General features: G+C 74.9%; 11 protein-coding genes and 1 pseudogene. 6 read left to right on the forward strand and 6 right to left on the reverse strand.

Annotated features, from left to right (window positions below):
* Positions 1-48: 48 nt before the first annotated feature.
* From HCN08_RS36940 to HCN08_RS21250, 4 genes and pseudogenes are all read left to right on the forward strand, one after another.
* Positions 49-2,034 (forward strand): annotated as a pseudogene (locus HCN08_RS36940) (tetratricopeptide repeat protein); the annotation flags it as partial.
* Positions 2,035-2,972: 938 nt separating this feature from the next.
* On the forward strand, positions 2,973-3,599 hold the full coding sequence (locus HCN08_RS21240) for a hypothetical protein (protein ID WP_167984771.1): 627 nt from the start codon (positions 2,973-2,975) through the stop codon (positions 3,597-3,599).
* Entirely contained in the window at positions 3,599-4,942 is a 1,344-nt protein-coding gene (locus HCN08_RS21245; RefSeq protein ID WP_167984772.1) for a hypothetical protein, read from the forward strand. Before HCN08_RS21240 ends, HCN08_RS21245 begins: the two co-directional genes overlap by 1 nt.
* Positions 4,939-5,922: an alpha/beta hydrolase gene (locus tag HCN08_RS21250; protein ID WP_167984880.1), complete on the forward strand. Its 984-nt coding sequence runs from the start codon at positions 4,939-4,941 to the stop codon at positions 5,920-5,922. Before HCN08_RS21245 ends, HCN08_RS21250 begins: the two co-directional genes overlap by 4 nt.
* A gap of 19 nt (positions 5,923-5,941) precedes the next feature.
* Here the strand turns inward: HCN08_RS21250 and HCN08_RS21255 are convergent, their stop codons facing one another.
* The gene (locus HCN08_RS21255; protein WP_167984773.1) at positions 5,942-6,748 is read right to left on the reverse strand and encodes a hypothetical protein; all 807 of its coding nucleotides are present in this window, start codon (positions 6,746-6,748) and stop codon (positions 5,942-5,944) included.
* Positions 6,749-6,878: 130 nt separating this feature from the next.
* Positions 6,879-8,564, reverse strand: coding sequence for a cellulase family glycosylhydrolase (locus tag HCN08_RS21260; RefSeq protein WP_167984881.1), 1,686 nt, complete (start codon positions 8,562-8,564; stop codon positions 6,879-6,881).
* A gap of 324 nt (positions 8,565-8,888) precedes the next feature.
* Between HCN08_RS21260 and HCN08_RS21265 the strand changes: the two genes are divergently transcribed.
* Positions 8,889-9,731: a siderophore-interacting protein gene (locus HCN08_RS21265; RefSeq protein WP_167984774.1), complete on the forward strand. Its 843-nt coding sequence runs from the start codon at positions 8,889-8,891 to the stop codon at positions 9,729-9,731.
* Positions 9,732-9,799: 68 nt separating this feature from the next.
* On the opposite strand, the gene HCN08_RS21270 is transcribed toward HCN08_RS21265, so the two are convergent.
* The 3 genes from HCN08_RS21270 to HCN08_RS21280 are packed head-to-tail and all read right to left on the reverse strand — an operon-like array spanning position 9,800 to position 12,275.
* A complete protein-coding gene (locus HCN08_RS21270; protein ID WP_167984882.1) occupies positions 9,800-10,546 on the reverse strand; it encodes an ABC transporter permease in 747 nt (248 codons plus the stop codon).
* Positions 10,547-10,575: 29 nt separating this feature from the next.
* On the reverse strand, positions 10,576-11,583 hold the full coding sequence (locus HCN08_RS21275; protein ID WP_167984775.1) for an ATP-binding cassette domain-containing protein: 1,008 nt from the start codon (positions 11,581-11,583) through the stop codon (positions 10,576-10,578).
* On the reverse strand, positions 11,580-12,275 hold the full coding sequence (locus tag HCN08_RS21280) for a PadR family transcriptional regulator (protein WP_206319060.1): 696 nt from the start codon (positions 12,273-12,275) through the stop codon (positions 11,580-11,582). Before HCN08_RS21280 ends, HCN08_RS21275 begins: the two co-directional genes overlap by 4 nt.
* 272 nt (positions 12,276-12,547) lie before the next feature.
* Between HCN08_RS21280 and HCN08_RS21285 the strand changes: the two genes are divergently transcribed.
* Complete coding sequence (locus tag HCN08_RS21285) at positions 12,548-14,092, forward strand: amino acid permease (RefSeq protein ID WP_167984777.1); 1,545 nt, start codon at positions 12,548-12,550, stop codon at positions 14,090-14,092.
* A gap of 134 nt (positions 14,093-14,226) precedes the next feature.
* On the opposite strand, the gene HCN08_RS21290 is transcribed toward HCN08_RS21285, so the two are convergent.
* On the reverse strand, positions 14,227-14,931 hold the full coding sequence (locus HCN08_RS21290) for a TetR/AcrR family transcriptional regulator (protein WP_167984778.1): 705 nt from the start codon (positions 14,929-14,931) through the stop codon (positions 14,227-14,229).
* Between the last annotated feature and the right edge of the window lie 104 nt (positions 14,932-15,035).

Here is a 15,035-nt window from a genome sequence, read left to right on the forward strand (position 1 = left end):
GGGTGGGGTGACGGAGGTGTCCGCGCAAGGTAGTACCGACCGGTCGGTATGCCTAGAGGGTGCGCGCGAGGTCGTCTTCGTACGACGGCATGCCCCGGCGCGCGGTGCGCCGGTACGGTGGAGGACGTGAATGGGGGGACGGACGAGCCACCGCCGCGGGCCCGGCGCTCCGGGGGGCCGCCCGCCGGGTCGCTCCTGTGGGGGGACTGGGTCGAACCGGCCCCCGAGGACAAGCTGCTGACGGACCCGCAGGTGCCCGAGCACCGCCGCATGTGCGGCAGCTGCGGGGTGCCGGTGGGCCGTTCCTACGTCGAGGGCCACCCGGGCCGCACCGAGGGCTTCTGCCCCAGCTGCGGCACCCGCTTCTCCTTCACCGCCAAGCTCGCCGCGGGCGACGTGGTCGCCGGCCGCTACGACGTTGCCGGCTGCCTGGCGCGCGGCGGCAGCGGCTGGGTGTATCTGGCCCGGGACCGCGCCACCGGCGAGCACGTCGTCCTCAAGGGCGCGCTCGACAGCGCGGACCCGCAGGCCGGCGCCGCCGCCCAGGCCGAGCGCCGGGCGCTGACCGCCCGCTACCACCCGGGCATCGTGCGCATCGTGGACTTCGTCGGCCACGAGGACGTCCGCGGCGGCACCGGCGCCGGCGCCCGCAGCGGCGACCGGACCGGCGACCGGACCGGCGACCGGACCGACTACATCGTGATGGAGTACGTGCCCGGCCCGTCGCTGCGGGAGCTGGCCGCCGCCGGGATCCCGCTGGCGACGCTGCTGACCGTGCTGCGGGACGTGGCCGAGGCGCTCGCCGGGATGCACGCGGGCGGCCTGCTCTACTGCGACATGAAGCCGGACAACGTCATCGTCGGCCCCGACCGCGTCACCCTCATCGACCTCGGCGGGGTCCGCCCGATCGACGACGACACCACGCCCATCCTCGGCACGCCCGGTTACGAGGCCCCGCAGGAGGAGCTGGAGCAGCACGGCCCGACCGTCCGCTCCGACGTCCACACCCTGGGCCGCACCCTCGCCCGGCTCGCCCCGCACTGCACCGACTGGCAGGACGCGCAGGACACCCCGGACGGCTCCGTGGCCCTGGAGTCCGTCCGGCGCCTGATCGAGGGCACCACCGCCCCCTTCGAGCGCCGCCACCCCAGCGCCCGGCATGTCGCCGGCCAACTCGGCGGGGTGCTGCGGGAGCTGCGGGCCGAGCAGGGGGTGGTGGTCGCCGAGCCGGGCGGCGCCGGGCTGTTCGCGCCCGCCGGGGACAGACCCACCGCGGTGTGGGCCCCGCTGACGGCGGCGTGGTGGCTGCGCCGGGTGGACGGCCCGGCCGTGGACGGGCTGCCCGCTCCCCCGCCCGCCCGGGCCGGGCTGCCGCGGCCGGACCGGGAGCACGCCGAGGCCGACCTCTGGCTCGGCGAGTGGGACCGCGGGCTCACCGCGCTGGCCGAGGGCCGGGCCGACGTGGCCGCCGGGTGCTTCGACGCCGTCTGGACCGCCTTACCCGGCGAGCCGGCGCCCAAGCTCGCGCTGGGGCTGTGCCACGAGACCGCCGGCCGGCCCCGGGAGGCCCGGCGCCTCTACCGCTGCGTCCGCTCGCGCGACCCCGGGGACGCCGCCGCCGCCTTCGGCCTCGCCCGCACGCTGGCCGCCGAGGGCGCCCGCGACGAGGCCGTCGCCGCCCTGGACTCCCTGCCGGCGCGCTCGCCCCACCGCCCGGCCGCCGACGCCGGGGCGGTGCTCACGCTGTGCGCCGTCCTGGCCGCGCCGGACGGTCCCCCGCGGGCCCCCTCGCCCGGCCACCTCGCCGCCGCCGCCGAGCGGCTGCGCCGCCTCGACCCGCCGGGAACGCCCGAGGGGCGCGAGGACCGCGCGGTGCTGGCGGCCCTCGTCTGGAGCAGCGTCCGGCAGGGCCCCGCCCCGGACATCTCCCGCGCGCTCGGCGAGGACGTCGCCAGCACGGCCCCGGCCGAACTGCGGGCCGCGCTGGAGCGGCTGGCCGACACGGCGCAGGACCCGGCGGAGCGTACGGCCGTGCTGGGCGCGGCGGTACGGATCGGGGTCGGCACGGCGGCCGGGACCCACGACGTGCGCGCCGCTTCCCCGCCCGCGGAGCCGGCGCGCCCGAACCTCTCGCTGAGCTACGGACGCCGTCTCTCGGAGGGCGAGAGCATGGTGTACGTGGCGGTCGCGGTGCGGGACCTCCGCCGCTCGCGCAGGCTGTTCCACCGCCCGGACCTGTACCTGGACCTGCGCTGTGAGCCGGACGTCCGGCTGGTGATGATGCAGCAGATCCTCCCCGAGCCGATGGACGTCCTGGATCGGGTCCGCCGGATACCGACGGGCCGGCGCATCCCGGTGTCCGAGGACTGCGCCTTCCACATCGCGCTGCGGATACGGGCCGGCCTCACGCCGGGCACGGAACGCCCGGTCGCCCGGCTGCGGCTGCTCGGCGACTCGGGCGCCCTGGCGGGCACGTCGACCGACGTGGTGGTCCGGCTCGACCCCGCGCCCGGCCCGGCGCGGCCCGGCGTGTGGGCGGTGCCGGCTTCCGGCGGGGAGCGGGAACCGGGAGGCCCGGCCGAGCGGCGGGCGGCCCTGGAGGCACGCGCGGCGGCGGATCTCGCGGCGGCGGACTTCGGGCAGCCGGACGCCCTCGACCGGCGCGGGCCCGCGGCGGCTCGCCGCGGCGCTGCGGAAGCGGCGGCCGTCGAAGCGGTCCTGGCCGGGGACCCGGCGACCGCGGCGGCCATCATCGCGGGGAACCCGGCCGCCGCCGCTGCCGTCCTGGCCGCGTATCCGGCCGCCGTGACCGGCCTCGTCCGGATGCTCGCCCAGGGCGGCCTTCCGGGGGTCGCCGGCGATCTGCACCGCCGGGAACGCTCCACCGCCACCCGCACCCGCGCGCGGACGACCTGGCATCCGCGCCAGGCGGACCCGGTCTCCCCTCCCGCCGGCTCCCCCGGTACGGCTCCGTGGACTCGCGCCTGCACCGTATCCACCGCGGCGGCGGCCACGGCGCGAACGCCTTCGGCCCCTACGAGCCGCCGTACGAGCCGCCCGCCCGCGCCCGGGGGCCGCAGGCACCGCACTACTGCGAGAGCTGCGGCCAGCCGCTGGCGGCGGCGGACACCGTCTGCACGACCTGCGGGACGCCCGTCGCGCCCGCGCCGGATCCCGCGGCGGGGCGGCCCGCACGCGACGGCGCCGCCGCCTCCGTGCCGCCGCCGCTGGCCGGCGCCCGGATCTGGTGCCCCGACGAGAGCGCCGTGCAGTCCGGCCGGCCCGTGGCCGTACGGTTCGCCTTCGCGCCCGAAGGCGCACCCGGCGCCGGGGAGCCGCCGCTCGCCGAGCCCGTGCCGCTGCGCATCCTGCTGGAGTCCGAGGCCGCCGCCGTCCACCCCGTCACCCGTGTCACCGAGCTGCGCCCGGACCGTACGACCGAAGCGGTGGAATTCGCCGTCACGCCCGAGCGCACCGGGCTGGCGCCGCTGCACTTCAGCGTCTACCGCGACCGGGACGGCCAGCTGCTGCAACGGGTCAGCGCCGAGCTGCCGGTGGACGCGCGGGGGTTCCCGGACGTGGAAGTCGAGGTCCTGTGATGGCGCTGCACCTGACCTCCCGGGTCGTGCTGGACCACACCGACGGCATGCGCCAGGTCGCCCAGCACACCTACAACCGGCAGCGCTCCATCCATCTGCGCTTCAGCCGCGACCCGCGCGGCGACGGCTACGAGGTGCAGGCGTGGGGCAGCGCCTTCCCCGAGGACGGCTCCGGCGGCTACCGGGGCCGCACCCGGCACTCCGCGGCCGAGATCGCCAACGCGGTCGCGGTGCTGCGCGACACCTGGCAGCGGCATCTGGTCGAGCACCGGCACACCGGCCCCGACGGGCGGACGGTCTACCCCTTCGTCGAGGACGTGGACTGCTCCGCAGCCGCCGACTGCCTGCACGGCGCCGAGCGGATCGGCCTGCGGCTGGCGCGCGCCGGGCACACCCTGTTCACCACCCTCTTCGGCGCCGAGCCGAGCCCCGGCGCCGGCCCGGGCCCCGGGCCGGCGCCGGACGCGGACTTCGGCGACCCCGGGACGGCCGAGATCGCCGGCCACCTGCGGGCGGCGCTGCGGACCGCCGAGCACGCGGTCACCGTCGAGTCCGACGACCTGTTCGTGCCCTGGGGGCTGCTCTACCTGCCGCCCGGCACGGACCGCGAGCTGTACGGGGCGGCGCCGGCCTGGTCGTACGACGGCTTCCTCGGCCACCGGCATGTGGTGGAGCACGGGTTCTCCCGCACCCGCGGCTTCGACAGCAGGATCACCGTGCCGCGCGCCCGCGTCACCGTGGGGCTCAACGTGGACGAGCGGGTGGACGAGGAGTACCCGCAGACCCCGTACGTCGAGCGGGTGATCCGGTTCTTCACCGACCGCGCGGACGTCGTCGTGCGCCGCAGCAAGGACGAGCTGGCCGACGCGCTGCTGGCCCGCACCCTCGACGAGCAGATCACCTGCTTCGGCTGCCACGCCGAGGTCGGGGGCACCGGCCCGGGCCCGGGGCCGTATGTCGTGCTCGGCGACGACGAGGAGATCTACGGCGCCGACATCCTCGCGTGGCTGTCCGGGCAGCCGCTGCCCTCCCGGCCGCTGGTCTTCGTCGGCGCGTGCCAGGGCGGCCAGCTCGCCTCGGTGTTCTACCCCAGCTTCGGGCACCACCTGCTGCAGCACGGCGCGCGCTGCCTGCTCGGGCCGCAGGTGGACCTCCCGCGGGCCTTCGCCGGCGCGTACACCGAACGGCTCTTCGAGGCGTTCCTGGAACCCGGCGCGAAGCTCGGCGACGTGGTGCGGGCGCTCGCCCGCTCCTTCGCCGCCGAGCAGGGCAACCCGCTCGGGCTGATCTTCTCCCTCTACCGCGGGATGGACGTGCATCTGTGGCCGGCGACGGACAAGTGACCGCACCGCACGCGGTGGTCGACCTCGACGCCCGCGGCGACCTGGTGGACCCGGGCACGGGCGCGCCGGTGCCCCCGGAGGCGGCGGGTGCGTTCCTGGGCCGCCGGCTGGCGGTGCCGCCGGACGCGACCGACATCGTGGTGTTCGTCCACGGCTGGCGGAACACCCCGGCGCAGGCGCTGGCCCGCTCGGCGGCCTTCTTCTCGCTCGTGGAGTCGGTGCACGCGGCGGCCCCGGACCGCTACCCGGGCCTCGGGCCCTGGCGCGGCTACTACGTGACGGTGCGCTGGCCGTCCATGAGCGACCCCTTCCTCACCGGCTACCGGCGGATCCGCGAGCGGGCCCACGCGATGACGACCGGCGGTCACGCCGGCCAGGTGCTCGGCCAGCTGCTCGGCTACCTCGACGCCGCGCGCCGCACCCCCGGCCGGCCGCCCACCCTGCGCGGCGCCGGCGGCCAGTACCTGCACTGCGTGGGCCACTCCTTCGGCGGCCGGTTCCTCACCGAGGCGGTGCAGGCCGCCGCCGGCGACCGGCCCGCCGTCCTCGGCTGGAACCGCGCGGACCCGCGCTACCCGTACACCGTCGACACGCTGCTGGTCTTCCAGATGGCCGCGCCCCGGCCGGTCTTCGCCGAGCGCTTCCCGCGCATCCTGCACGACGCCCCGATCAACGGCCCGGTCGCGCTGACCTTCTCCCGCGCCGACCGCGCGACGGGCCTGTGGCACCGCCTCGCCGAGGGCGCCCCCGGCATCGGCTTCGCCGGCGCCACCGCCCCCGCCGACCACATCGCCACCACCCCCCTGCTCCCCGCGGACCGCCCCTACACCCGCGACGACTTCCCCCGCCGCATCGCCAACATCGACGCCACCTGGCGCTTCCGCCGCGGCCACCACTGGCACCCCTCCGGAGCCCACTCCGACTTCCACCACCCCGAATCCGCCCACCTCCTCCTCTCCCTCGCCACCCTCGCCCGCTGACCGCGCCTGCCGCGCGCGGCTAGAACCCGGCGAGGATCCGGGCGAGTTCGTAGGCACGGTCGGAGCCGGGCGGGACCGTCGCGTCGAGCCGCCGCAGCCGCCTGAGCGTGTTGTTGTCCATCCGCTCACCTCCCCCCGCCTCGATGACGCGGCGCAGCGCCCGGAGCGCCCAGTACTGGCCGAACGGCTTGTCCTCACGGTCGATGAGGCTGTCGACCAGCGGGATCAGCAGGGCGGCGTCCGGGCGGACGTACAGGCGGACGTAGGCGGTCAGCCGGGTTCCCCGGCTCGGGCTCTCAAGGCCGGCCGGCAGGTCGACGTCCTCGCCGTCCTCGACCGCGGAGATCATCCGCCCGACGACGGTCGTCATCGCGTTGGTCCGGGACTCACCCGGCGGCAGCCCGGCCCGGATCCGGTCGTACTCCCCGGCGAGCTCCGCCAGCGCCGCGTTGCCGCCCGCCGCCCTGGCGTCCTGCCGGGCCAGGTCGCGCGCCTCCCCCGTCTCGGCGATACGCCGTGCGCTCCGCGTCTCCCCGGCGAGTGCGTCCACCCGCCTTTCCATGTCGCGGAACTCGAAGCCGCCGAAGGGGGTCTGGACCGACTTGAACAGCCCGTCGAGCCAGGGGATCAGCGCCACGACCAGCAGCCCCAGCGTGATCAGGTCGATCTTGAGGTGCGGCCACACCACGTGGACCACGCCGAGCACGACGGCCACCGAGGTCAGCACGGTCTTCGCCACCAGCCGGCCGCGCTGTGCCGCGTCCGTTCCAGTGCCAGTGCCGGTGCCGGCGCTCGCGCTCGCGCTCGCAGAAGACTCCTCGCTCATTCCCCCACCACCCGACAGGCCGGCCGCCGGGCGGGGCCGTTCCGCCCCCAGCGTAGTGAGCGCACGGGGGGCTCAGCACGGCGCAGGCCGGCTGGTCGGGGGGACCAGCCGGCCTGCTTGGGGGTGGGGGTCAGGAGGCGGTGCAGGTGAGGGTGGGGGGTGTGAAGGTGCCGGAGGCGGTGCCCTGGAAGCCGAAGCTCGTGGAGGCGGAGGCGCCGAGTGAGCCGTTGTAGCTCAGGTTGGTCGCGGTGACCGAGGTGCCGGTCTGCTGGACGGTGGCGCTCCAGGCGCTGGTCTCCTGCTGGCTGCCGGGCCAGGTCCAGGTGACCTTCCAGCCGTGGATCCCCGCGCTGCCGGCGGTGACGGTGACGGTCGCGGTGAAGCCGGCGTCCCACTGGTTGTCGACGTGCAGCGTCGCCGTGCAGCCGCTGCTGCCCGTTCCGCCGGTGCTGCCGGACGTGGTGCCGGTGCTGGTGCCGGTGGACGTACCCGTGGAGGTGCCGGTGGACGTGCCGGTGGACGTGCCGGTGCTGGTGCCCGTCGAGGTGCCCGCCGTCGTGCCGGACGACGTGCCCGAGCTGGTGCCGGTCGACGTGCCGGTGCTCGTGCCCGTCGAGGTGCCGGAGGACGTGCCGGAGGACGTGCCGCCGTTCGTGCTGCCCGTCGAGCCGCCGAAGGTCGGGGCCTTGATGCTGGCGAGGTAGCCGTCCTTGACCGTGTCGACGGTCTGCCAGTCGTCCTTCAGGATGCCGCCGGTGTCACCGGAGTCGGGGTTCCAGGACCAGAAGGTCCAGCTGAAGCTGTTCCCGCCGTTGCCGGAGGTCGGCAGCATGTAGCTGACGAGCGCCTTGAGCCACTGCTGGTCGATCGTGGACTGCAGCGTCGTGCCGAACTCGCCGACCCACACCGGGGCGATGTTCTGCTTGAAGAGGTAGCCCCAGTACTTGTCCCACACGGCCGGCATGTTGGCCGGGAACGTCGGGTCGGTGAACCAGGTCTGCTGCGAGACGGACGTGGCGTAGTCGTGCGCGGAGTAGACCACGCGGTTGGCCACGTTCAGCTCCACCGGGTACTGCCCGGCGCCCATCAGGTTGCCGCCCCACCAGCCGGAGACGCCGTCGAAGGTCTGGATGCCCTCGACGAAGATCAGCAGGTTGGGGTTGACGCCGAGGATCGCGTTGCCGGCCCGCTCGGCGGCCAGCCGCCAGTCGATGGTGGTGTCGCCGCAGCCCCAGCAGGCCGGGTCGTGCGGCTCGTTGTGCAGGTCGATGCCGACGACGGCGGTGTTGCCCTGGTAGCGGGTCGCGAGCGCCTTGAGGTTGGTGATCCAGGTGGACTCCGGGACGGTGGCGGTGTACCAGAGCGCGGACTGGCCGCCGGCGTCCGGGCGGTGCCGGTCGAGGATGACCCGCAGGCCGATGGAGCCGGCGTAGTTGACGATCTTGTCCATGACCTGGAGCGGGCTCAGGCCCTCCAGGTCGGCGTTCATGTTGTAGAAGTTGATGCTGTTGGCGGTGGCGCCGGACTTGAAGATGTCGTCGCTGTAGGGCAGCCGGATGGTGTTGTAGCCCAGCTGCTTCATCTGGTCGATCATGCTCTTGTAGTCCCGCGACCACAGGCCGTGGACGACGTTGTTGCTGGTCTCGAAGCCGAACCAGTTGATGCCCGCGATACGCACCGCCTGGTTGTTGGAGTCCAGGATCTGCCGGCCGCTGGTGTGCCAGTAGCCGGTGCCCGCGTCGGCGGCCGGCGCGGCGGCTGCCGGGGCCGCGGCGGTGGCGTGGCTCTGGCCCGCGAGCGACACCAGGGCGAGCATCGCGGCGGCGACGGCCGCGGCGAGTACCACCCGCAGCCGGCGCAGACTTCTCAGCGGACTGCGGACGTCCGGATAGGGAACCACGGTGCGCTTCCTCTCGGTGGGGGGATGGAACGCTTCGGTTCGTGGTGTGAGGGGCTGCCCGCGGTGGGCAACCAGCCATGGGAGCGCTCCCACTGGCTACAAGGTATGGAAGCGACGCCACCCGACAACCGTCAAGGGGTCGTACCGCGTTCACAGCTTGAAGCCGGCTGCGGCACGGCGCCGCCGGACGGGGTTAGGCTTGCCTAAGTACGGGTGTCTCCGGCAGAGAGCGGGTTCCTCATGGCAGACCGACCGGCACGCAGGTCCCCCCGGGCCCGGCACGCCACCGTGGCGCGCACCGAGCGCCTGACGCCGCACATGCTGCGGGTGGTGCTGGCCGTCGATCCCGCCGACCGGCCGGAGATCGGCGAGTTCACCGACCACTACGTCAAGCTGCTCTTCCCGCCCGCGGGCGTGGACTACCCGCAGCCGCTGGACATCGAGGCGGTACGGCGCGACCTGCCGCGCGAGCAGTGGCCGCGGACCCGGACGTACACCGTACGGGCGTGGGATCCGGACGCGGGCGAGATGACCGTGGACTTCGTGCACCACGGCGACGAGGGCCTGGCCGGGCCGTGGGCCGCCACCGCGCGGCCCGGGGACGGTATCGACTTCATGGGCCCCGGCGGCGGCTACGCGCCCGACCCCGCGGCGGACTGGCATCTGCTGGCCGGCGACGAGAGCGCGCTGCCGGCCATCGCGGCGGCCGTCGAGGCGCTGCCGCCGGGCGCGCCGGCGAAGGTCTTCGTGGAGGTCGCCGATCCCGCCGAGGAGCAGAAGCTGCTCGGCGGGGGCGACGCGGAGGTGGTGTGGCTGCACCGCGGCGGGCGGCCGGTCGGCGAGGCGCTGGTCGCCGCCGTGACCGGCATGGACGTGCCCCCGGGTGACGTGCAGGTCTTCGTGCACGGCGAGGCGGGCTTCGTCAAGGAGCTGCGCCGCTTCGTCCGGGTGGAGCGCGGGGTGCCGCGCGAGCGGCTGTCGGTGTCCGGCTACTGGCGGCGCGGCGCGGACGAGGACGGCTGGCAGTCCTCGAAGCGCGAGTGGAACGCCGAGGTGGAGCGGGAGCAGGAGGGCGGGGCGTAACCCCCGCGCCTTTGCGTACGTACGCGGCCGGCCCGTCGTCGCGGAGACCGGCCGCGTACGTGAAGGCGTCAGACCGACTGCTGGTAGGAGCGGAAGGTGCGGGTGGACAGCCACACCGCGACGACCGCGAGCGCCAGCAGCGCGCCGCCGCGGCCGAGGACGTCGCCCCAGTCGGGGTCGGCGGCCATCGCCGAACGCCCGGAGACCAGCGCCCAGTTGACGGGGTTGAAGGCGGCGACGTGCCGCATCCAGGAGGGCATCAGGCCGGGTGCCATGAAGGCCGAGGAAAGGAACGTCAGCGGCAGCAGCAGGAAGCTGTTGATGCCGATGATGCTCTCGCGCTGCCTGACCAGCATGCCGACCGCGTTGGAGCTCGCCCCGAAGACGGTGCCGAGCAGCGCCGACACCACGATCAGCACCAGCAGGCCGAGCACGCCGCCGGGGTAGTCCGCGCCGCCGAGCTTGCCGAGCAGCACGATGAGCACCGACTGGGCGGCCGTACTGAGGCCCTGCTGCACGACGTTGGCGTTCATCAGCGCCGCGCGGCTGACGGGTGTGGTCAGGAAGCGGTTGAGGGTGCCGCGTTCGATCTCCTCCAATGTGCCCATGCCGGCCCACATGTTGGAGGACACCGCGCTCATCACGACGACGCCCGGCACGAGGTAGTCCAGGTAGGAGCCGGCGCCGAAGCCGGGCAGTTCGACGACCTTGTGGAAGAGGGCGCCGAACAGGAAGAGCCAGATGACGGGTTGGACGAGCGTGACGACCAGGAAGATCGGCTGGCGCATGATCGCGGTGAGCTGGCGCTGCGTCATGTACCAGGTCTGGTGCAGGGTTTCGGTGCTCACGCGGCGCCTCCCGCGCTCTTCGCGCCGGCCGCTTCCTCGGCGTCGGCGAACCGCCGCCCTGCGTACCGGAGATAGACGTCGTCGAGGGAGGGGCGGGCGACGGTGACGGACGCGACGGTGGCGCCCTGCTGTTCGAGGACGGCCAGCACGTGCGGTACGGCGGCGGGTCCGTCGTCGGCGCGGGCGGCGATACGGCGGCCGTCGACCGCCACCTCGCGTACCGCGGCGAACTCGCCGAGCGCGGTGGCCAGCAGCCGGGCGTCGACCTCGTCGGGCGCGTCGCGCAGCTCCACATGGACGGCGTCGCCGCGCAGTTCGCCCTTCAGCTCGTCCGGGCTGCCCTCGGTCACGACCCGGCCGCGGTCGACGATGGCGATGCGCTCGGCGAGCCGGTCGGCCTCCTCCAGGTAGTGCGTGGTGAGCAGGATCGTCAGGCCCTCGTCGCCGGCCAGCCGGGATATCTCCTGCCACATGGCGGTGCGCGCCTCCGGGTCGAGGCCGGTGGTGGGCTCGTCGAGGAAGAGCACCTGCGGGCGGTGCATGAGGCCGAGCGCCACGTCGAGGCGGCGCTGCATGCCGCCCGAGTAGGTGCGCACCTGCCGCTTGGCCGCCGCGGCGAGGTCGAAGCGGGCGAGCAGCTCGTCGGCGCGGGCGGTGAGCGCGGTGCCGCGCATGCCGTGGAGCCGGCCCTGGAGCAGCAGGTTCTCCCGGCCGGTGGCGACGGGGTCGGCGCCGGACTTCTGCGCCACGACCCCGATCGCGCGCCGGACGCGGTCGGGGTGGCGCAGCGCGTCGTGCCCGGCGACCCGGGCGGTGCCGGCGTCGGGGCGGGCGAGGGTGGTGAGGATCTTGACGGTGGTGGACTTGCCGGCGCCGTTGGGGCCGAGCAGCCCGAAGACGGTGCCGGCGGCGACGGTGACGCCCATGCCGTCCAGGGCCTTCACCCCGCCGGCGTACGTCTTGGTCAGCCCGCCGGCTTCGACGGCGGGCGCTGCGGTGGTCATGCTGGTGGGTCCTCCGGGTCGGGCGCGTGGGGCGCGGAAAGCGGGGCGGATGGGGCGGGAGCGGGTGGGGCGGGGGGCAGGACGGGGCGCTCGGGCGGCTGCTCCGGGCCGGTTTCGAGCTCGGACCAGCTCTCGGGCAGGTGGCCGGTCTCGTGCCAGCCGCGCCAGTCGGCGAGCCCCGGCAGGGTGCCCGCGGTCAGCTCGTCGAGCACTCCGCGGACCCAGCCGGCCTGGGCTTCGCACATATGGGCCTGGTACTCGGTCTCGATGAGGAACAGCCGGGGCAGTTCCGCGCCGAGCTTGGCCAGCACCCCGCGCAGCGCCGCCGCCTGGACCTCCAGGGCGGACAGCCGCTCGGCGAGCAGTTCCGCGGCCTCGTCGGGGTGCAGGGCGGCGATGAGCGAGAGGGCGGCCTCGAAGACCGGGTATTCCGGGACGGGTACGGCGACGAGGTCGGCGAGCCAGTCGTGCATCTCGGTGCGGCCCTCGTCGGTGAGGCCGTACAGGGTGCGTTCGGGCCGGTTGCCCTGCCGCTGGACGCCGGCGACGGTGACGAAGCCGTGTTTCTCCAGGTTCTGCACCACGGTGTAGAGCGAGCCGTAGTTGATCTTGATGCTGTGTTCCTTGCCGCGCTGCCGCAGCAGCCGTGCCATCTCGTACGGGTGCATGGGGCGCTCGGCCAGCAGCACCATGACCGCCAGCGCCAGCGGGTTGGACAGTTTGCGCCGCTTGGCCACGGCACCACCCCCGATTCCTCGTGGCCGTATATCCGGCACCGAACATATCGCGTCTGGCGCTCTTCTGACAAGCGATGTATCGCGAATGCCAGCGGGAGTCTATATCGCGTGTCGCCCGGCGGTGCGTGAGCACTTCGGCCCGCGACCGACATGGCCGCGTCATCGGGGCGAAACACCCCGTTCCTAATTTCTGTCAACCGACAGGAACACCGGACAGGGGGCCTCCCATGACTGCCAGCGCACCGCCGGACGCCGGCGCCGACCCGCGGGACTCCGCCCGGCTCGCCGACTTCGGCTACCGGCAGGAGCTGCACCGCAGCCTCGGGCGCTATGCGTCCTTCGCCGCCGGCTTCTCCTTCATCTCGGTCCTGACCACCGTCTTCCAGTTCTTCGCCTTCGGCTACTCCTTCGGCGGCCCGCGGTTCTTCTGGACCTGGCCCGCCGTGCTGCTCGGCCAGTTGCTGGTCGCCGCGTGCTTCGCCGAACTGGCCGCCCGCTACCCGATCTCCGGCGCGATCTACCAGTGGTCGAGCCGGCTGAGCAACGCCGTCTTCGGCTGGTTCGCCGGCTGGATCATGGTGATCGGGCAGATCGTGGTGGTCGCCGCCGCCGCGCTCGCCCTCCAGGTGGTGCTGCCCGCGGTGTGGTCCGGCTTCCAGGTCGTCGGCACCGACACCTCGCCGGTGTCCTCGGACGGCGCGGCCAACGCGGCGCTGCTCGGCATCGTGCTGCTGGCGCTCACCACCGCGGTGAACCTGCTCGACAACCGGGTGATGTCGCTGGTCAACCGGATCGGCGTCACCGCCGAGATCATCGGCGCCGTGCTGATCATCGTGCTGCTCTTCACGCACGCCGACCGCTCCCCGTCCGTCACCGTCCACTCCGGGGGCGGCGGGTCCGCGCTGCTGGTCGCCTCGATCGCGGCGGCGTACGTGATGATCGGCTTCGACAGCGCGGGTGAGATGAGCGAGGAGACCCGGCACCCGCGCCGGGTCGCGCCGCGCACCATCCTCACCGCGCTCACCGCGGCCGGCGTGCTCGCCTCACTGCTGGTGCTGGCCGCGCTGATGGCCGCCCCGAGCCTGAGCGACGGGCACCTGGGCACCGACGGCCTGTCGTACGTGCTGACCAGCCGGCTCGGCAGCGGGGTCGGCCGGGCGCTGCTGTGCGACGTGGCGCTGGCGATCGCGGTGGCCACGCTGGCGATCCAGACGTCCGCGACCCGGATGCTCTTCTCGATGGCCCGCGACCGCGCGCTGCCCTTCTCCGGCACCCTCTCCCGGGTCTCGCCGCGCACCGGCCAGCCGCCGGCGCCCGCGCTGGTGGTGGGCGCGCTGGCCGCCGCGGTGCTGCTGATCGCCTTCGCCTCGCCCGACGCGTGGCTGGCGATCGGCACGACCTGCATCGTCATGCTGTACCTGGCGTACTCGATGGTGACGGGCCCGCAGCTGCTGCGCCGGCTGCGCTCGCCGCTGCCCGCGGCGGTGGACGAGTCCGGCGCGCCCGCCTTCTCGCTCGGCCGCTGGGGCGTGCCCGTCAACGCCGCCGCGCTGCTCTACGGGCTCGCCATGACGCTCGACCTCGCGTGGCCGCGGGCGGCGGTCTACGACCCGTCGGGCGGCCACTGGTACTTCAGGTGGTTCACCCTGCTCTTCCTGGCCGGGACCCTGGCGGCCGGCTGCGCCTGGCGCGGGGCGCGGGCGCTGCGGGCGCGGCGTGCGGCGCGGCTGCCGGCGGCCGGGCAGGCGGTGGCGCAGCCCAGCACGCCGTGAGCGCGGGGGCGGGCGGCGCTGGACCGCGGGCGGTGTCCGGGCGGGCCGGGCGCCGCCCGCCGTCGCGCTCGGGCCGCGCTCGGGCCGCGCTCGGGGGGCGCTCAGGCCATGTCCGGGCCATGCCCGGGCCGCGCTCAGGCCGGCCGGCAGCCCGTCAGGCGCAGGGCCGCGTCGGCGGTGGCGGCGGCGAAGGCGGGCGCGGGGTGGGTGCGGGGAGTGAGGATGACGCCCTCGATGAGCGCGAAGAGCAGGTCCGCGCGCAGGCCCAGCTCCTGCGGCCCGAGCGCGCCGCCGGCGGCGGTGGCGGCGAGCAACGCCCCGTAGGCGGCGCGCAGTTCGTCCCGGGCGGCGCGGAAGGGCGTGAAGCGCTCGGAGCGGACCTCGGGCAGCAGGTAGAGCGCGCCGAGGTTGTACGGGCCGGCGCACAGCAGCGCGACGTCCGCGCGGCACAGCTCCCACAGGCGCTGCTCGGCCGGCCGCGCGGCGTCGGCGAGCAGGGCGTGCGCGAGGGCAAGCGACGGGGTGACGGTGCCCTCCAGCAGCTCGGCGAGCAGGTCCTCCTTGCCGCCGACGTAGTGGTACATCGACGCCTGCCGCATGCCGGCCCGCTCGGCGATGGCCCGGGTGGTCGTCGCGGTGTAGCCGCGGGTGGTGAACAACTCCGCGGCGGCGGCCAGCAGTTCCTGCCGGGGGCTGAGCCCGCTGTCGGGCCGGGCCTGCGCCCGCGGCCGGCCGACCCGCCGCCCGCCGGCCCCGTACCCACCGCCCGTACCGCCCGTACCTCCGCCACCGCCCGCACCGCTCCCGCCGCCCGTACCGTCCGCACCGCTCGTCCTCACCGCGCGATCGTCGCACAGCGCCCGGGCTCCCCGCCGGTCGGCGGGCCGCGGTGAGGGGGCGGTAACCGGGCCGCAACTCACGGGCAACGGGCCGGAATCCGCAC

It is taken from the genome of Actinacidiphila epipremni (assembly GCF_012034175.1).
GTDB lineage: Bacteria > Actinomycetota > Actinomycetes > Streptomycetales > Streptomycetaceae > Actinacidiphila > Actinacidiphila epipremni.

Bases quoted from the DNA above. Each gene is read 5' to 3' on its own strand.
- HCN08_RS21275 (WP_167984775.1), bottom strand. From the start codon at position 11,583: ATGACCACCGCAGCGCCCGCCGTCGAAGCCGGCGGGCTGACCAAGACG.
- HCN08_RS21265 (WP_167984774.1), top strand. From the start codon at position 8,889: ATGGCAGACCGACCGGCACGCAGGTCCCCCCGGGCCCGGCACGCCACC.
- HCN08_RS21285 (WP_167984777.1), top strand. From the start codon at position 12,548: ATGACTGCCAGCGCACCGCCGGACGCCGGCGCCGACCCGCGGGACTCC.
- HCN08_RS21245 (WP_167984772.1), top strand. From the start codon at position 3,599: ATGGCGCTGCACCTGACCTCCCGGGTCGTGCTGGACCACACCGACGGC.
- HCN08_RS21260 (WP_167984881.1), bottom strand. From the start codon at position 8,564: ATGCTCGCCCTGGTGTCGCTCGCGGGCCAGAGCCACGCCACCGCCGCG.
- HCN08_RS21255 (WP_167984773.1), bottom strand. From the start codon at position 6,748: ATGAGCGAGGAGTCTTCTGCGAGCGCGAGCGCGAGCGCCGGCACCGGC.
- HCN08_RS21280 (WP_206319060.1), bottom strand. From the start codon at position 12,275: ATGGTGCTGCTGGCCGAGCGCCCCATGCACCCGTACGAGATGGCACGG.
- HCN08_RS21270 (WP_167984882.1), bottom strand. From the start codon at position 10,546: ATGACGCAGCGCCAGCTCACCGCGATCATGCGCCAGCCGATCTTCCTG.